11 protein-coding genes are annotated in these 17,893 nt (G+C 75.2%); 8 read left to right on the forward strand and 3 right to left on the reverse strand.

What is annotated here, in order from left to right; genetic code table 11:
• The first annotated feature begins 67 nt into the window (after positions 1-67).
• Entirely contained in the window at positions 68-817 is a 750-nt protein-coding gene (locus tag KGD83_RS22885) for a TetR/AcrR family transcriptional regulator (RefSeq protein WP_212641114.1), read from the forward strand.
• 346 nt (positions 818-1,163) lie between these two features.
• Entirely contained in the window at positions 1,164-2,540 is a 1,377-nt protein-coding gene (locus KGD83_RS22890) for a choice-of-anchor A family protein (RefSeq protein ID WP_212641115.1), read from the forward strand.
• A 134-nt stretch (positions 2,541-2,674) separates the two neighbouring features.
• On the opposite strand, the gene KGD83_RS22895 is transcribed toward KGD83_RS22890, so the two are convergent.
• Positions 2,675-3,814 carry a hypothetical protein gene (locus tag KGD83_RS22895; RefSeq protein ID WP_212641116.1) on the reverse strand — a complete coding sequence of 380 codons (1,140 nt, stop codon included), beginning with the start codon at positions 3,812-3,814 and terminating at the stop codon, positions 2,675-2,677.
• Positions 3,815-4,334: 520 nt separating this feature from the next.
• On the opposite strand from KGD83_RS22895, the gene KGD83_RS22900 reads away from it, so the two are divergent.
• The 6 genes from KGD83_RS22900 to KGD83_RS22925 all read left to right on the forward strand — a co-directional run bounded on the left by KGD83_RS22900 (position 4,335) and on the right by KGD83_RS22925 (position 16,850).
• Complete coding sequence (locus tag KGD83_RS22900; protein WP_212641117.1) at positions 4,335-6,362, forward strand: acyltransferase family protein; 2,028 nt, start codon at positions 4,335-4,337, stop codon at positions 6,360-6,362.
• Positions 6,363-6,828: 466 nt separating this feature from the next.
• Entirely contained in the window at positions 6,829-10,992 is a 4,164-nt protein-coding gene (locus KGD83_RS22905) for a hypothetical protein (RefSeq protein WP_212641118.1), read from the forward strand.
• A complete protein-coding gene (locus KGD83_RS22910) occupies positions 10,986-12,200 on the forward strand; it encodes a TRAFAC clade GTPase domain-containing protein (RefSeq protein WP_212641119.1) in 1,215 nt (404 codons plus the stop codon). The genes KGD83_RS22905 and KGD83_RS22910 overlap by 7 nt, the downstream gene beginning before the upstream one ends.
• Positions 12,201-12,310: 110 nt before the next feature.
• Complete coding sequence (locus KGD83_RS22915; RefSeq protein ID WP_212641120.1) at positions 12,311-14,950, forward strand: GTPase-associated protein 1-related protein; 2,640 nt, start codon at positions 12,311-12,313, stop codon at positions 14,948-14,950.
• Positions 14,947-16,680 (forward strand): TRAFAC clade GTPase domain-containing protein, encoded by a 1,734-nt coding sequence (locus KGD83_RS22920; RefSeq protein ID WP_249352000.1) that lies wholly within the window; start codon positions 14,947-14,949, stop codon positions 16,678-16,680. The genes KGD83_RS22915 and KGD83_RS22920 overlap by 4 nt, the downstream gene beginning before the upstream one ends.
• Positions 16,677-16,850 (forward strand): hypothetical protein, encoded by a 174-nt coding sequence (locus tag KGD83_RS22925; protein WP_212641121.1) that lies wholly within the window; start codon positions 16,677-16,679, stop codon positions 16,848-16,850. Before KGD83_RS22920 ends, KGD83_RS22925 begins: the two co-directional genes overlap by 4 nt.
• Before the next feature lie 41 nt (positions 16,851-16,891).
• Here the strand turns inward: KGD83_RS22925 and KGD83_RS22930 are convergent, their stop codons facing one another.
• Positions 16,892-17,122: a helix-turn-helix transcriptional regulator gene (locus KGD83_RS22930; protein WP_249352001.1), complete on the reverse strand. Its 231-nt coding sequence runs from the start codon at positions 17,120-17,122 to the stop codon at positions 16,892-16,894.
• Positions 17,038-17,526, reverse strand: coding sequence for a type II toxin-antitoxin system RelE/ParE family toxin (locus KGD83_RS22935; protein WP_249352002.1), 489 nt, complete (start codon positions 17,524-17,526; stop codon positions 17,038-17,040). Before KGD83_RS22935 ends, KGD83_RS22930 begins: the two co-directional genes overlap by 85 nt.
• Positions 17,527-17,893: the final 367 nt, after the last annotated feature.

Raw genomic sequence — 17,893 nt, forward strand, 5'->3', positions numbered from 1 at the left:
CTGATAGCGTTATTGCCTGATCGACGATAACACAACAGTGCTATCGCCACCCCGTTATCATCGATACATGGCTTCTCGCAGCGACAACCGGCAGAAGGTCATCGAGGCCGCGGCCGACCTTCTCAGGAACCACGGGCGTACCGCGGTCACCACGCGAGCCGTCAGCACGGCGGCCGAGGTGCAGCCGCCGACGATCTACCGCCTGTTCGGTGACATGAACGGACTGCTCAACGCCGTGGCCGCGGACGGTTTCGCCCGCTACCTGGCGCGCAAGACGGCCCAGCCGGCCTCGTCCGACCCGGTGCAGGACCTGCGCGCCGGCTGGAACCTGCACGTCGGTTTCGGTGTGGAGAACCCGGCCCACTACCTGCTGATGTACGGCGACCCCGCGCCGGGCGGGAACGGCGAGACCACCCGGGAGGCCCGGCGCGTACTGCTCACGCTGGTGCAACGGGTCGCGGAGGCCGGACGGCTCGTCGTCGGCGTCGAACAGGCGGCGGACATGGTGCACGCCGCGGGCATGGGCGTCACCCTCAGCCTGATCGGGCCGGACTCCGACCGGCCCGACCCGTCGCTGTCCGCCAGGACGCGCGAGGCGGTCATCGCGGCGATCACGTCAGCTCCCGGCGCCGACGGCGACGGGGCGTCCGGTACCGCACCCGGCGCCGACCGGGACCGCGAACCCGCGCGACGGGCGATCGCCCTGCGCTCGGTCCTGGACCGGTCGCGGGCGGAGTTCAGCCGCGGCGAGCGCGTCCTGCTGGGCGAACTCCTCACCCGCCTGGCCGAGGCGGAACCGGGGCCCCGCGACCCCTGACCCGCCCGGCCCCCTCAGCCGACGGCGGCGGCACCGCCCAGGACACGGAAGCGGAACAACGGCGACGGCATGGCAACCGGCGGCACGTGTCGCGCGTGGAAGGGGAGGACACCGTGCGAGCCATTCCCGGGAGCGCTCCCAACACGTTCCGTGATCACGGCCCGTGTTCCCGGCTCCCGACCGGGAGCGGAGGGCGCGACGGGGCCGCGCGGCCGGTACGACCCCATCGTCCCCGTCGGGCGCACCCCGCAGGAACGCTCCCCGTTCCCCCGCGCCCGCCCGTCCGCCCCTTCGCACCAGTCCGCATTCCCCACCAGTACGAAGACTCCGGAACGGAACATCCGAGATGCCGAGAAGTCCCCAGACCCCCTCACTGCTCCTGAGAGGGGCCTGCGCCTCCACCTCCGCCCTCCTGGCCTTCGGGCTGCTGCCCGCCGCCCCCGCGCTGGCCGAGACCGCCGTCAACCCCGTGTCCGGCAACCAGGGCTTCCTGGTGGTCACCGAAGGCGACGCGGTCCTGGCGGGCAACGAGTCCGAGGGAGCCGTCGCGGTCGGCGGCGACCTCGTGTTCGGCGACTACAACGTCGCCGCCCACACACCCGGTTCGTACACCGCCGAGGGCGACGAGCACCCCGCCGCCCTCCTGGTGAACGGCCGGGTGGACTTCGGCGCCAGCGGGGGCGACCTCAAGGTGCTCCAGAGCGGATACGTCAAGGTCGGCGCCGCCGAGGACGCCGACATCAGCACGACGGACCGCAACGGAGCCCAGGTCAACACCGTGGTCGCCGGTACCGAGGGCCGCGAGAGCACGCCGAGGATCTCGCTCACCGTCCGCCAGCCGCAGGAGTCCGTCACCGGCGCGGCCCTGGACGTCGCGGGCCTGTTCCCCGCCTACCGCGAGCGCTCGGCCGGACTCGCCGCGTGCGAGGGCGGAGTGGTCCCGCTGCGGACGGGCGACGGTTCCGAGGCGCTGCCTCCCTTCGGCCAGGGCGCCAACGTCACCCTGCCGCTGGCCCCGGGCGCCCAGAACGTGTGGAACGTCGCCGCCGAGGACCTGGCCGCCCTGGAGGTCATCACCTTCGAGGACAAGCCCGGTCCGGACGCGCCGCTCCTCGTCAACGTCGACACCTCGGGCGTGGACGGGCGGTTCGAGTGGCGCACCCCCAACATGGCCGGGATCGGTCTGGAGGAGGCCCGCTACGTCCTGTTCAACTTCGGGGACGCCACGTCCGTCACCTTCACCCCCGACAGCAGAACCCTGGAGGGCACCGTCTTCGCCCCCGACGCGAAGGTGAGCTGGCTGTCACCGAGCAACATCGAGGGCAACGTCGTCGCCGCCTCCTTCGAGCACGGCTCCCCGTCCGCGGGCGTCGTCGGCAACGGTGAGCTGCACAACGGCGACTTCTCCGCGGAGCTGACCCCGTGCGCGCCCGGCGGCGGCGAGACCCCCGAGGAGCCGGGGGAGCCCGAGCCGACCCCGGGCGGTGAGGAGCCCGAGGTCCCCGAGGAGGAGCAGGCCACCGAGGGTCCCGTCACGGAGGAGACGCCCGGCGGGGAGCCCTCCGCCTCCCCGTCACCCGAGCAGGCGGCCGGGTCGGAGGGCGGTCTGCCCGTGACCGGTGCGAGCCTGTGGGGGCTGGTCGGCGCGGCGGTGGTGGCGATCGGCGCCGGTGTGGCGGCCTTCGTGTTCACCAGGCGCAGGAAGTCCGGATCCTCCGTCTGAGGAGGATCCGCGCGAGCAGCGGTACGGGACGCACGCCGCTCCGGTGACGGGTGACCGGGGCGGCGGCCGGAACCGGCACCGGCCGCCGGAGTCGCGCACGGGGGCTCCGGTCCGGGTGGTCGGGGCCCCGGCGTTCACCGGGGCTCCTCGGTGTCCGGCCCCCGTCCCTCCGGCTCGGGGTACTCCTCCCGGATGCGCAGCGCCAGCTCGGTGAAGCCGCCCCGCTCCAAGACGACCACCTGTTCGTGGACGAACTTCGCGCGCTCCTCGACGTCCTCGAAGGAGTCGACCAGCCCGCGCAGGATGGCCACCTGCACGTCGCGTTCGGCCGACTCGGGGCCTTCGTCGGCGGGCCACCAGTAGCTCTCGTACCCCTCCTCGTCGACGTCGCTGCCCGGCCCCGGGGAGGGGTCGGGCCCGTCGTCCCCGCCGAGGCCGAGCGGGTCGTCCAGCGGGTCGAGACCGCCGAAGGCGTCCAGGCCCGCGTCCACGGCCGACCGCGGAGGGCCCTCCGGGCGCGGGGAAGAGGGGGCGGTCGGACGCGGGGCGGTCGCCCGGCCGACACGGGCGGGCGGGAGGTCCTCCAGTCCCTCCTCGGCGTCGCGGACGGCCTCGCGCAGCTCGCGGTCCTTGCGCAGGGCGGCCATGCGGCGCAGCCGTTCGGCGTCCTCCTCCGACAGGCGCAGGCTCACCTCCTCCGCCCACACCACGACCCCGGCGCCGGTGACCGCCGTCTCCACCGCGAGCCGGGCGGCCAGTTCGCACTCGGCCGTCCCGTGGTCGCCGGGTTCGACGCCGCGGGCCAGCGCGGACGCGCGGATGACCACCGCCAGGACGGCGGGGGCGACCGGGTTGCGCAGGCTCAGGTCCACGTGGCCCTCCCACCGCCAGTGGACCACGGCGGAGAACACCAGGTCGTAGTCCTGCGCGGCGCTGGCCAGCGCGACCGGGCGGATCCGGGTGCCGCGCGCGCCGCCGCGTTCGCCGAAGGCACGGAGCGTTCCGTCCGGTCCGCCGTGGACCCGCCCGGAAGAGGAGCCTGCGGTCGCGTCGGCGGCGTTCGGAGCCGCGGCGACGGCCGCGGCGTCACCGGAGTGCACGACGAGGGCGCCCAGAACCAGCACGACCGGAATCCACAGCAGGGTCCACAGGCCGATCAGGGGGTACAGGACACAGGGCACGACGACCACGACCGTGGCGGCCGCCACGAGGTGCGCGCGGGTCAGGGGGGTGACGGGGGTGACTGTGTGCCTCCTCTCGCGGCGCGGTCGCACCGGCCGGACCGTTCGGGCGAACGGGGCTCCGCGGCGCGGCACGGTCCTGGGCGAACCGGCGCGATCCCTTCCGGCGACACCCGACAGTCTGCCCCAGATCCGGAGCGGACGCGCCACGAACGGGCGCACACGCCTTCCGGGCACGTCACATCCACCGGGCGGGCCTCGTGATCCGGGCCCCGAACGGTGCTGTCCCACGCACCCCAAGCGCCCCCTGAGCCCCGCCCTCGTACGCATCCTCCGGCGCATCCGCGAGGCCCTCACACCACCGGAAACCGCGGCCCCGCGTGTCCCCTCGGAGAACCACCGCCCCGCCGACGGTTCCCGGGCCCGCCAGGCGAACACCCGACCAAGGGAACGTGTCCCCCGCACCCCTGTTGGGCGAACACCTGCCGCCGTGTCGCCTCCGGGGTCGCCTCGGGTCCGCGAAACGGCACAGAATGCGATCATCCCCCGCGACTCGCCCCCGGACGCACCCCCGTCCACTCCTCGTCGCCGAGCCCGCTCTCGGAGCCAGCCCATGTTCTCAGCACCCGCCCGGACCGGACGCCGTTTCCGGCCCGAGGTCCAGGGTCTGCGCGCCGTCGCCGTCCTCCTGGTCCTCGTCTACCACCTCAACCCCGCCCTGCTGCCGGGCGGTTACGTCGGCGTCGACGTGTTCTTCGTGATCTCCGGCTTCCTCATCACGTCACTGCTGTACCGCGAGGCCACCGAGCACGGCAAGGTGTCGATCGGCGGCTTCTACGTGCGCCGCGTCCGGCGCCTCCTGCCCGCCGCGACGACGGTGCTCCTGGTCACCGGCGCGGTGGCGCTCTTCCTGCTGCCCGTCACCCGCCTGGTCGACACCGCCTGGCAGCTGGTGGCGTCGGCCGCCTACGTGGAGAACCTCTACCTGGCCCAGCAGGCGGTGGACTACCTGGCCGCGGACGACCCGCCCAGCCCCGTCCAGCACTTCTGGTCGCTGTCGGTGGAGGAGCAGTTCTACCTGGTGTGGCCGCTCCTGTTCGTGGTCTGGACCCTGGCCCGGCGGCGCTGGCGGGCCTCCGCCGGGACCCTCACCGTCCTGCTGGGCGCGGTGCTGGTGCTGTCCCTGGCCTGCTCGGTTCTGCTGACCTCGCAGGAGGCGGCCTCGGCGTACTTCCTGCCGACGACCCGCGCCTGGGAGCTGGCCGTCGGCGGCCTGCTCGCGATCGGGCTGGCGCACGGCGGCCTGCCCGAGCGCTGGCGCGCGCCCCTGGGCTGGCTCGGCCTGGCCGCCATCGCGGCTTCCGCGGTGGCCTATGACGACGCCACGCCCTTCCCCGGCTGGGCGGCGATCCTTCCGGTCCTGGGCAGCGCGGCGGTGATCGCCGCCGAGGACTCACCCGTGAGGCTGTCCGCGTCCCGGCTGCTGGGCACCGCGCCCGCCCGGTGGATCGGCGACGTGTCCTACTCGCTGTACCTGTGGCACTGGCCGCTGATCGTCTTCGCGCTGGTGCTGCTCGGGCAGGAGAGCCTGGGCGCGTTGGAGGCCCTGGCAGTCGCGGCCGCGTCGGTGCTGCTGGCGTGGGCGACCAAGGTGTGGGTGGAGGATCCGGTGCGCGACCGCGGCCTGGTCCGCCGCGGCCGCTCCGCCCTGGCCGTGGCCACGGCGGGCGTGGTGACGGTGGCCGCGGTGGGCGGCGCGGTGTACGTGCGGGCCGACCAGGAGCGGTCGGTGACCTTCGACCCCGCGGTGCACACCGGGCCCGCCGCCCTCGGGCAGACCGCCGACGCGGGGCCGTTCTACCCCTCCCCCGTCAACGCGGAGGACGACGTGCCCGCGCTGTACGACGACGACTGCCAGGCCTCGCACTCCGAGACCGACCCCTCGGACCCGTGCGTGTACGGCCCCGAGGACGCCACCCGGGACGTGGCCGTGCTCGGGGACTCGCACAGCGCCCAGTGGGTCACCGCGCTGGAGGGGATGGCCGAGGAGCGCGGCTGGCGGCTGCACCTGTACACCAAGTCCTCGTGCGCCTTCACCGACACCGTGATGAAGGGCCCCGACGGGGGCCCGTACACGGCGTGCGGCGACTGGAACCGCGCGGTGGTCGGCGAACTGGAGGAGCTGCGGCCGGACCTGGTGTTCACCAGCTCCTCCACCGCCAGCGACCCGGCCGAGGAGACCACCCCGGAGGAGGACCTGGTCGTGGTGGCCGAGGGCATGAACCGGCTGTGGGAGGAGGTGGCCCGGGTCAGCGGCGAGATCGTGGCGCTGCGCGACACCCCGCGCGCCCGCCGGGACGTGGTGGAGTGCGTGGCGGCCAACCCGGAGGACCCGTCACCGTGCGAGCGGTCCGAGCGGGACGCGCTCCAGGACGCCGACCCGCAGGAGATCGCGGCCCGCGAGTCCGGGGGCGAGGTGCACTGGGTCGACCTCACCGACCGGTTCTGCGTGGACGGCGGGTGCCCGGCGGTGATCGGCAACGTGATGGTCTACCGCGACTCAGGGCACATCACCAGCACCTACATCGACCTGCTCACCGATGACCTGGCCGCGAGGATGGACGAGGCGCTGGAGTCCTGAGCGCGCCCCGCGCGGGCGGCGCGGGAAAGGCGCGAAGCGGCGCAGGATATCGCTCCTTGACGCCTTTCCCCGCACACGACACCCCTTTTCCGATGAAAAGAGAAAAGGGGTGTTTTTATTGGCTGATGTAGCCGTATGAGCAGTTCAAACCGGTTCCAGGCACACGGAAAAAGCCCGCGGACACGCGCGAACCCAAAAGGCCCGTGTTCTCCCCGTCAACGCACGCATGAGGGGTATGCTCGTGACCCGAAACGGCCGCACAGGGAGAACACGGGAAATCCCCGGCCGTGAAAGGCGGAGCCGATGCAGGGACACGAAGCGACCGGGACCGGCGGGGCGGGAGCGATCACCGCCTCCGGCCCCAGAGGAGCCGCGTGAACTGACCGGCACCGCCTCCGGGGCCCGCCACCCACCCCCCTCACCGGACCGTACGACCACGACCACACGAGGGGAGCGGGATCGCACGATGCCCTGGGACGCACAGGAACGCACACGCTACGAGGACGAGGTGCTGGTGGCCGCGCGCGCCCACGGGCTGCCCGCGGACCTGTTCACGCGCTACGGTGTCGAACCCCGCCTGGAACTGCGGTTGTGCGCCGACCCGGCCGCGTTCACCGAGCACGTCGACGAGGTGTGCGCCCACTGGCGCGCGCTCCGGAGCAGCCGCCGTTCCCTGAGGGAGGTTCTGGACGGCCTCATCGCCGAGCACGAGCGGCTGGAGGGCGAGGGCGCGCTCACGCACGCCCACTTCCGCCGGGTCCGCGCCGACGAGGCCCAGCGGGTCCTGAGCGCGTGGTCCGAGATCGCCGGGGGCCTGACCACAGCGTTCCTGGACCGCGACACCCTCCGGTCGATGATCGCACCGGTGGGCGTCACCGAGGCCGACGCCGAACGCGTCCTGCTCGAGCACGGCGTACGCGTCGTGGACCGGCTTCCCGAACTGGACGGCTCCCCTCCCGAGGACACCCTGCGCGCCCTGCGCGGGCACCTGCGCACCCGGGGCGTGCCCTTCTCCCCCATGGAGGTCTTCGGCGAAGAGCGCCTGGCCGAGGGGTTCAGCGTGCTGGACGGCTTCCGGCTCCACGACGGCACCGCCCTGGACAAGGCCGCCCTCGACGAGGCGGTCCAGCGCGTACGGCTGGAACCGGAGTCCGAGGGCAGGGCGGCGGCCGAGAACGTTCTGGAGATCCTGCGCGCCGGGGGAGACCGGGCCGACGCCCTCGTGCTGGGGGAGATCGTCGACGACCTGCGGGAGCGCCCGGAGGCCCTGGACGAGTCCGGGCTGACCCGGCACTGGGTCGGCCGGGGGCTGGCCGAGGAGGAGGCGCTGCTGCTGGCCGCGGCCGTGCGGCGGTCCGCCTCCGGCGCCGAAGCGCCCGCCCGGGCGGAGCGCGACGTGCACGACCTGCTCGCGGACAACCGGCTGCGCCAGGCGCAGGAGGCCGCCGAGGACCTGCCCGAGGACCACGACCTGCACGAGCGCCTGCGCGCGCGGATGCAGCAGGTGGAGGAGCTGACCGCGCAGGCCGAGCGGGCGCTGCGCGCGGGCGACCGGGAGGAGGCCGCCCGGGCCCTGGCCGCGGCGGCGGACGCGGCCGCCGACGACGAGGCGCTCGCCGCCCGGCTCGGCGAGGTGGCGACGCCGCCGCCGCGCGGTGTGGAGGCCCGGGTCGACGGCCGGAGCGTGGTGGTCTCCTGGCAGCCCGCCCCCGGGCCGGGCGAGTCGGTCACCTACCGGGTGACGCGGCGCACCGGGCGGGACGGGAGCGCCCGCGAGGCGCTGGTGGGCGAGTCGTCGGGAAACGAGGTCACCGACACCGGAGCGCCGGTGGGAGCGGAGGCGCGCTACGCGGTGGTGGCGGTGCGCGAGGGCCTCGGGGTGTCGGAGGAGGCGTCGTCCGCGCCGGTGATGATCGCGCCGGAGGTCTCCTCGCTGCGGGTGCGCGCCGGGGAGCGGTCGGTGTCCGGCTCCTGGCAGGCCCCGGCGGAGGCGGTGCGCGTGGAGGTGCTGCGCGGTGTGGGGGCGCCGCCGCGCGGGGCGGGCGACGGCGTGCGCGTGGAGACGGACGGGTCGGGGTTCTGCGACACCGACGTCGAGATGGACGTGGAGTACCACTACCGGATCCGCGCGGTCTACGTGACCTCGAACGGGCACGCGCGGGGGTCGTCAGGGCTCGTGCGCCGGGCCAGCCCGGGCCCGTGCCCGGAAGCGGTGCGGGACCTGTCCGTGGTGCCGGACGGCGGCGCGGACTTCCGGGCCTCGTGGACGCGGCCCTCCCGGGGGAGGGTCGTGCTGCGGGTCGGGGAGGAACCGCCCGAGTGGCCCCTCGGCACGGTGGTCGGCCCCGACGACCTGGAGTCCTACGGCCGTGAGGTGGCCCAGACCCCGGTGGCCGAGGACGAGGGGTCCCCTGAGGTCGGAGGGGTCGGCAGGATCGGCGGAACTGGTGTCCGCGCCGGTGCGGGTCGGGCCTCGGGGCCGCCCCCGGGACCGGCGAACGGCCACGCGGACCCCGCGCGCGGGGGAACGCCCGGCGAGGAGAGGGAGGGTGTGCGCGTGCTCGGGCCCGGGGAGAGGAGCACGGGCCGCACCCGCACCTCCCCCGTCCAGGAGACCCGTACCCCGCACGCGCCGCGCACCGGCGCCGCGAGGCCCGAGGATGGCAGGAACCGCCCCCGCGAGGACGCGTTCCGCGACACGGGCCACCCGCGCACCGCTCCTTCCGAGGAGGACGGGCACGGGCAGGCCGAGGGCATCCGGGTTCTGGGGCCGGACGAGGGGAGCCCGGACCGGAGTCGAGGCGCCGACCACGGCACGGACTCCCGAAGCGGGGGCTTCGCGGACGAGGAGGGGGAGGGGTTCCGGATCCTGGCCCCCGGTGAGCGGCCCTCGGGGCGGACCCGTACCGCCCCCGGCCAGGACACCCGTACCCCGCACGCGTCCTCCGGCGGCTCCGCGGCGTCCGGCGGCTCCGCGGGCGACCGTGCTTCCGACCCGGCCCAGCGGCCCGGCGACCGCGTTCGCAGCGTCGGAAGGCACGCCAGGCTCTCCCCCGCCGCGGAGTCCACGGCACCGGCGGCCACCGGGGCGGGGGGCGGCGCCCTCGGAGCCCCCGCGCGCACCGGGGCCAACGGCCGCGACGGGCGCGAGTGCCCGGTGAACGCCCAGGCGGCCCCGGCGGCCGACGGAGCCGACCTGCCGCGCGTGGTGCTGCCCTCCCCGCCCGCGGGAGGAGAGGGCGAGGGCGCCCGCGTGTTCGGCTCCGCGGAGCGGACCGGCGCCGACCCCCATGACGGCGAGACCCGCACGGCGAACCCGCCGTCGCACCGCGCGGCCGCGGGCGACCGGTCGGGGGGCGGACCGGTGGTGCCCCCGCAGGGCGTCGCCCTCCACGACCGCGCCGAGGGCCGCGCCGCCACTGGCCTGCTCACGGACGCGGCGTCCTGCGGGGCCGGGCACGGCGGCACGGTCACGCACTCCGGGCCCGAGAGACCCGAGAGTCCGGGGGCGCCCGGCGACCGGGTGGCGGGAGGCCCGGACGCGCCCGGCGGCACGCACGGAGGACATGCGAAGGCCGGGGCTCCCGACACCGAGGGGGCTCCTGACGTGGAAGCGGACACCAGTGCACCGGGGAGCCTCAGAACGGGAACAGCCGGAAACCCCGGGTCGGCGGCGGCCACCGGCGTCACGCACAACGCCCCCGGGACGGCAGCGCCCACCGGTGTGCCTGGGGCCCCGGGAACAAACGGGAACCGTGGGTCAGCCGCGCACGCTGGTACTCCGGGGGTTCCCGGGGCACCAGCGGCCGGTGCGGCCCCGTGGAACCGCAGGGCGGCCGCCACGGCGGTACCCGCGAACCGCATGAGCGCGGCCGAGGAGCAGGGCGCGCACCAGGCCCAGGCCCCTCGGGAGGAACGGGAGCGGGTGGCGTTCACCCTGGAGTCGGGCACCAACCACGTCCTGGCGGTGACGGTGGCGGGCGACCAGGCGGTCGTGGGCGTCTCCGTGCGGGTGACCGCGGCCCCGCCCGTGGAGGGGCTGCGCGCGGAGCGGTTCGACACCTCGGTCCGGCTCGGGTGGACCTGGCCCGAGGACGCCTGCGCGGCGATCATCTCCTGGCGCCCCGAGGAGCGCGGCACCGAGACCTGGACCGGCGGCCAGCTGCGCTGCACCCGCCGCCAGTACTCCTCCGACGGGGGCTTCGAGACGCTCATGGGTCCCGAGTCGGTGCGGGTGGACGTGCGCGCCGTCGTCCCCTTCGAGGGCGGGGAGGCGGTGAGTTCCGCCGCGAGCGTCACCGTTCCCGGCCGGGCGGTGCTCGACTACCGCGTGGAGTCGGCGGGCCTGCTGCGCCGGGACCGGGTGGTGCACCTGGTCGCGGAGGAGGACTGCACCATGCCCGAGGTGGTCGTGGTGTACGCCGACGGCCCGGTGCAGCCGCACACCGCCGACCAGGGGACGGTGCTGGCGATCCTGCCCGCCCAGTACCTTTCGGCGGGCGAGTGGGTCTCGGTGCGCGTACGGCCTCCGCGGGGCACGGGCCAGGGCTGGCTGATGTGCTTCCCGGCTGACGACGACGGGCGGGGGGTGCGGCTGCGCCAGCCCCCGGTGAGGGAGCTGAGGTGCTGAGGAGCCTGGACGCCGTGCGCTCGCTGATACCCGTCGAGGGCCGCCTCCTGGTGTGCCCCTACTGCTACTCGCGGTTCGCCGAGCGCCGCATCCGCTTCCGGTGCACGGGACGCCCGGGGCCGGACGGGCGGGTGTGCGCGCCGGTGGAGGACGCCGCGATCCGCGCCCAGCTGGGGCGGCGCGAACGGCTGCCGCCGGTCTTCGAGGCCGACGGGCGCAGCGCCCGGGCGGTGTGCCCGGAGTGCGCGTCGACCACCGGCAGACAGGTGTGCGCCACCTGCCACGCCCAGCTCCCCGTGAACTTCGGACGGATCCGCAGCCGGATGATCGCCCTGGTAGGGGCGCGCGACGCGGGCAAGACGGTGTTCATGACGGTGCTCATCCACGAGCTGATGAACCGCGTGGGCTCCCGGTTCGACGCGTCGGTGGGGGGTTCGGACGACCAGACCCGGCACCGGTTCCACGCCGACTACGAGACCCCGCTCTACGAGAAGGCACGGCTGCTCGGGGCCACCCGGCGCACCGGGGTCACCCGCGAACCGCTGGTGTTCCGCTTCACCACCCAGCGCCGGGGGCTGGGCGGCAGGCGGCCGCAGCACACGCTGCTGTCGTTCTTCGACACCGCCGGGGAGGACCTGACCTCCGGGGAGAGCGTGGAGGCGAACCTGCGCTACCTCAACAGCGCCGACGGGATCATCCTCCTGCTGGACCCGCTCCGGATGGAGGGCACCCGCCAGCTGGCCGCGGCGGGCGGACTACCGCCCGCCCCGGACACGGCGCGGAGCCGGCCGCTGGACATGCTGGGGCGCGTCACCGACCTGCTGATGAGCCGCCCCGGAGCCGTCAACAAGCTGATCCAGGTGCCCATGGCGGTGTGCCTGACCAAGATCGACGCGCTGCACGGCGAGCTGGACGAGGGCTCGCCGCTGCACCGGCCGCAGCCCACCGCGCCGTTCTTCGACGAGTCCGACAGCCAGGACGTGCACGCCCAGATCCAACAGCTGCTGCACCGGTGGGACGGCGGCGGGGTGGACGGCCACGTGCGCAACCACTACCGCAACGCCCGCTACTTCGGGGTGTCGGCCTTGGGCGGCGTCCCCGACGCGGGCAACCGTGTGCGCGGCGGGGTGCGCCCCTACCGGGTAGCCGACCCGTTTCTGTGGATGCTCGGCGAGTTCGGGGTCATCCCCTCGCGCGGGGCGTCCTGATCCCGGGCCCGGCCCGGCGGACCCGTCGGTCCGCGGTGCCCGGGCCCCCGCGAACCACCACCGATCCAGAACCAGACCCCCCGCGACGACCAGACCGAAGGGGTGCGCCGATGGGCTTCGCGCAGCTGTACTACACCTCGTGCGAGCACGGCCTGTCCGGTTACGCCGGGTACCAGTTCAACGCGGCGACACCCGGGGTGGACCCCCGGGTGCTCAGGGAGGTCGAGCGGTTCACCGTGTACGAGCCGCCCCGGTCCCGCGAGCGAGTCGACGAGCATCCGGTCAACCTGTGCTACTCCCCCGACGTGGGCGGGGTGCCGGTGGTGAGCCGCGTGGTCTCCAGCGGCGACGACCCGTCCGGGAGGCCGGGCAACTACTTCGCGCACAGCCTGGTGGCCCCGGGGCCCGAGGAGTCCGGCCCGCTGCCCGCGGAACTGTGGGAGGCCGACTTCTGGGCTGAGGGGCCGGTCTGCGACCCCGGCCTGTCCGAGCTGGCGGAGCTGTCGGAGCCGGAGGTCGGCGCCGGCCCGCTGGACCGCCCGCGCACCGACGCGTGGGTGCGGAGCCGTCCGGCGGAGGTGGTGACGCGGCTGCTGCTCGCCGCCGACGACGCCGTGGACGGCTCCCGTCCGCTGGTGCTGGTGGCCGACAGCGCGTCCGTGGCGCACTGGGTGGCGGCCCTGAGCCACCTGCTTCCGCCGCGGCGGGCCCGGCTTCTGTCGTTCGCGACCTACTGCGGCGACCCCGACGAGGCGCTCGTGCAGGTCGTCGGCGTCGCTCCCGACTCCGACACCTCGCTGTGGCGCACCAGGTTCACGGTGTACGACCCGGAGCAGGACCCGCCGGACGCGCTCCCCGAACCCGATCCCCGTGCGCGGGCCGTGGCCGACCGCCTGGTCCGGCTGGGCACGCGCCGGGCGGCGGCGCTGTGGCACAGGGCGCGGCCGTACGCATCGGGCCGCGAGGGCGCGCTGGCGGACTGGCTCCCGGTGCTGGCCGCTGCGTCCCTGCTGGACGCGGACGCTCCCGCGCGCGAGGACCTGCGGGAGGTGCGCGAGTGGCTGTCCGAGGCCGTGGAGTGGCTCGCCCCCGGGGAAGCGGCGGCGCTGGTCCACCGGATCCTGGACGCCGACGCCGCGGCGTCGGGAGAGGCCCGCGTCGGGATGGAGGTCAGCTACCGGAGGACGGACCGGAAGCTGGTGGGCGCCGTGTCCGGCCGCTCCGCGGGCGGGCCGGTCGGCGAAGTGCCCGGCGGCGGCAGGAACGAGGCGTCCTGCGGGGAACGGGGCGGACCACCCGGAAGGGGCCTGAACGGGGGCTCCGGGGCGGCCGCTCTGCTCACCGAGCAGCCCGCGGGCGTCCTCGACACCGCTGACCTGGCCGGGTTGCAGCGGGTGGCGCACCGGTTGGGCGGCGCGGAGGGGACCACCGAGCGACTCGAACACGTGATGGTCCGCCGCTCCCTGGACGACATCGCCGCGGGCGGGGGCGCCCCCGCGGTGACGCCGATGCGCACGGAGTCGGTGCGCGGCGCGGCGCGGGAGCGGGTCGCCGCCCTGCTGGACGGCGAGTGCGGCGAACTCGCCCCCGACCGGGCGGTGGTGCTGCTGCGCTGGGCCCGGGCCAGCGGCCTGGCGCCCTGCGAGGAGAGCATGGAGCGCTACGGCGGCGCGGTGCTCGCCCCGCTACTGGCCGCCTCGCGCCTGCCCTCCCCGGAGGCGCGCGCCCTGGTCGCCGCCCACCCCGGGGTGCGTCGGGGCGCGGCCGGGCACCTGGCCTCGCTGCCCCGAGAGGGGTTGTCGGCCCTCGCCGCCGGGCCGGTGGGCGCCCTGTTCGCCAACGACCGCGACGGGTCCAGCGCCCCGCTGCGCGAACTGCGGCTGCTGGCCACCGATCCCCGAAGCGACCTTCCGGGGCTGCTGTCGTACCTGGTGTCCGTGCGCCGGGAGGGCCGGGCGGCGGGCGCCGCCGGGCTCGCCGCGCACGACCTGGACGAGGAGCTGCTCACCGACGTGTGGGGCCCCGGGCACGGGCCGCGGGCCGCCCTGCTGGTCCTGCGGGTGCTGCGCCCCGGGGTCCTGGTGGCGCCGGGAGTGGGCGGCTGGGTGGCCGAGGCGATGGCGGCGCCCCCCGGGGCGGGCCAGGAGCGGACGTGGCGGGAGCTGGTGGACGAGGTGTCCAGGCACTGGCTGCGGACCCGGCTTCCCGATTCCGGCCGACGGGTCGTCATGGAGTGGTCGGAGGTCCGCCCGTCCCTGGTCGCGCTGCGCGCGGCCGGTGAGGACCGGGCGCACGAGCGCCTCGCCGCCGTGTACACGGCCGTGCGGGGAACCCATCCGGCGGTGGAGGAGGTGGCCTGGCGACTGGTGGTACGCGTGCTGCTGGGGTGGTGTCAGTGCTCGCTGCTGGCCGAGGCCCTGCGGGACTGCCCGGCGCGGGTGTTCGAGGCCTACGGCGAGGCGGTGTCGGCCCGGCTGGCCGACGACCGGCCGGACACGGCCACGGCCGCCCTGGTGTACCGGGCGACGAGGCACCGGGTCCTGGCCGGGCACGGGCGGGCCGGGCGCCTGGACGCGTCGGTGCTCGCACCGGCCGTGGGCGGGTGGCGGCGGCGCCACCTGGCGAGGATGCGCAGACAGCTGCCGCGCGAGTCGGCGGCCGGTTTCGACGAGTGGGCGCAGCGCTCGCGCGAACCGCGCGGGCGCGGGTTCCTGGGGCTGGGTTCGCGGTCGGGCGAGCGGCGGTCATGAGGGGGGCGGCGTCCGCGGGGCGGGCGGCGTCCATGCTCGGGGCGGCCACGAGGCGCGCGGCGCGGTCGCGGCGCGACGACGGCGGCGCGCAGATCGGAGCGGCGCTCCTGATCGCCGCCGGCGCGGGCTTGGGCCTGCTGGTCGTCTACCTGCTGCGGTGGTGGCTGCTCGCGGGACTGATGAGCGCCGTGGTGCTCGGGGGAGGCACCGCCCTCCTCGTCGGATGGTGCGTGCTGGTGGTCTCCTACCTGCGCCGTGTGCGCGAGGTGATGTGGGCGGGCGACCACCCGGACGAGCCGCTGCCCGGCACCCGCGACGACCCCGCGCACCTGGCCTACCACGGCGGTCCGGCCTGGTGGGACCTGCGCGCGGTGGTGGGGCACAGCTGGGGCGCCGCGGCGCCCTGGAGCGTGTTCCTGCTGCCGCAGTTCCTGGTGCACGCCCTGGTGGTGGGCCTCTACCTGGCCTCGGCGTGGACCGCCGTCGGAGCCCTGCGGCTCGCCGACTCGGGACTGCTCCTGGTGCGCCGGATCCGCATGGTGTGCCCGGGATGCTTCCTGCGGCTGGGTTACCCGGCCTACCTGTGCGCGCGCTGCGGTCGGCGGCACGGCGCCATCCGCCCCGGCGGGCGGGGGCTGTGGCGCCGGGAGTGCCTGTGCGGAGCACGCCTGCCCACGCTGCTCCTGCTGGGTTCGGCCGACCTGGAGGCACGTTGTCCGCACTGCGACCGGGGGCTGGAGCACCGTCCGGGCGAGGCCAGGGAGTTCGTGCTGCCGCTGTTCGGGGGCACGGGCGCGGGCAAGACGCGGCTGGTGACCGGAATGAACCTGGCGCTGGCGCAGGCCGCGCGCCGGGTGCCGCAGGCGTACGTGGAGCCGGTGGGCGGGGAGACGGTGCGACGGCTGCGGGAGGGCGAGCGGGTGCTCGCGGCCGGGGCCCGGACCGCGCCCACTCCCCCGGGCCGCGAGGTTCGGGGACTGACGGTGCGGGTGGGCGTGAGCGGCAGGACCCTGCTCATGCAGCTGTTCGACGCGGCGGGCGAGCGGTTCAACCGGTCGGCGACCGTCGAGGAGCTGGCCTACCTGGGCCGGGCGACGACGTTCGTGCTGGCGGTGGACCCGTTGGGGATCGAGTCGGTGTGGCGTTCGCTGACCACGCGGGAGAGGGCCCGGCTGGCCGGGGACCGCTCGCACACGCGCGACCCGGAACTGGCCTACGGGGCGGTGCGCGACGAGATCCGGCGCCAGTACCGGATGCTGGCCCGGCGCCGGGGCGGACGGGGACTGCGCCAGGCCCGCCTCGCGGTGGTGGTCACGCGCGGCGACCTGGTGCGTGGCACGGCCGTCGCGCCCGGGGGGACCGACCCGCGCGTGTGGGCGGAGCGGACCCTGGGGCTGGGGAACCTGCTGCGGGACGCCGAGGCCGACTTCGGGGAGGCGCGGGTGTTCCTGACCTCGGCCGTCACCGACCGGGAGGGGCGGGCCGACCCCAGCCTGGGCGCCCTGCTGCGGTGGACGCTGGCCGGGGAGCACGACGCGTTCACCGCGATGCTCGCCGCGCCGCAGGAAGCGGCCGGGACGGCGCAGACCCGGGAGGTGCCCGGGGCACCGGGGCTGCCGGGGGGACCCGGGGCATCGGAGGGGTTCCGAGTCCCGGGCTACGGCCCTCGGCACGCGCGGCCGGGGCGGACGGAGCCGGACCGGTCCGAGTACGCGGAGGAGAGCCGATGACCTATCGGGGAGCCGGACACCGGAGCACGCGCCGGACCGTGGCAGTGGTGACGTACGCGCTCGCGGGCGCGGTGACCGTGGCCGTTCTCGCGGCGGCGGTCTGGCTGGGAGCGGTCACCGTCCAGGGCGTGTGGGCCCACGCCCTGTCCCGCATCACCGAGGGCTCCTGACACGGAGGGGCCGGACGACCTGTTCCTGTGCCTGGGACAGATCAGGCGACCCGGCAGCGCTGGGCGCCGATCTCCACTTCCACCCGCAGCTCTCCGCCGAGGGCCTCGACGTATCTGCGCAGGGTTTCGACCTGCGAGCGGCCGATGTCGCCGCGCTCGATGCTAGACACCGTGTTCTGGCTGATGTTCAGCCGCCCTGCGAGCTGGTCCTGGGTGAGCTCGGACAGCTCGCGAAGCTCACGCCGGTGGTAGGCACGCACTTCGTCGAGCATGCGCCTCTTGTGCACCTCCACCGCCTCGCGGTCGACGGGGCGCTTGGCCAGCATGTCGTGAAGGCTCGTACCCATCGGGCTCCTCCTCGCAGCTTCTCGATGTGCTCGTCGAACAGGTCGTCAGCGATGGGGATGTTCTTCCGATACCACTTGTTCCAGTTTCCGGATTCGTCCCCCGCGACAAGCAGGATCGCCTTGCGCGCGGAGTCGAAGGCGAACAGGACTCGCAGCTCCGAGCGACCGGAGGAACCTGGGCGCAGCTCCTTCATGTTCCTGTGCCTTGAGCCCTGCACCGCGTCCACCAGGGGACGCCCGAGCGGAGGCCCGGTCTCGGCGAGGAGTTCCAGTGCCGCGATCAGCTGCTCGCAGGAGCTCCGATCGAGCTTGTCGAGCCACGGCTCCACCAACCCCGGTTATATCGCCCACACCAGGGCAACGGTACGACGTACATGTTGTACAGCGCGTGCGTTTTACGCATTCCCCTGTTCCCTGCCCTTGACTCGAAGCAGCATGCGCCTCAGCCTCCACGATGGCCGTGCCCGCGGCGGTGGTCTGGCTTGGGGTGGTTGCCTTCAGGGGGCGTAGGCCTACGCTCTGCCCCGCATCACCCAGGGCCGATGAGCCCTTCCCGAACCGCGGCGGGCCTCCGGACAGCCCCGAGGACATCCCGTGGCGGCTGGGGCGCCCGCCCCGACTACCCCCTCCCACCTGCGCCTGTGGCACAGTGACGGCGATCGCGGCACCAGTCGGCCGCCACACACCCCGGGAGGG

The organism is Nocardiopsis akebiae (assembly GCF_018316795.1).
Taxonomy (GTDB): domain Bacteria; phylum Actinomycetota; class Actinomycetes; order Streptosporangiales; family Streptosporangiaceae; genus Nocardiopsis; species Nocardiopsis dassonvillei.

Coding starts and splice junctions, on each gene's coding strand:
- KGD83_RS22885 (WP_212641114.1), top strand. CDS start 68: ATGGCTTCTCGCAGCGACAACCGGCAGAAGGTCATCGAGGCCGCGGCC.
- KGD83_RS22905 (WP_212641118.1), top strand. CDS start 6,829: ATGCCCTGGGACGCACAGGAACGCACACGCTACGAGGACGAGGTGCTG.
- KGD83_RS22920 (WP_249352000.1), top strand. CDS start 14,947: ATGAGGGGGGCGGCGTCCGCGGGGCGGGCGGCGTCCATGCTCGGGGCG.
- KGD83_RS22930 (WP_249352001.1), bottom strand. CDS start 17,122: ATGCTCGACGAAGTGCGTGCCTACCACCGGCGTGAGCTTCGCGAGCTG.
- KGD83_RS22925 (WP_212641121.1), top strand. CDS start 16,677: ATGACCTATCGGGGAGCCGGACACCGGAGCACGCGCCGGACCGTGGCA.
- KGD83_RS22915 (WP_212641120.1), top strand. CDS start 12,311: ATGGGCTTCGCGCAGCTGTACTACACCTCGTGCGAGCACGGCCTGTCC.
- KGD83_RS22890 (WP_212641115.1), top strand. CDS start 1,164: ATGCCGAGAAGTCCCCAGACCCCCTCACTGCTCCTGAGAGGGGCCTGC.
- KGD83_RS22900 (WP_212641117.1), top strand. CDS start 4,335: ATGTTCTCAGCACCCGCCCGGACCGGACGCCGTTTCCGGCCCGAGGTC.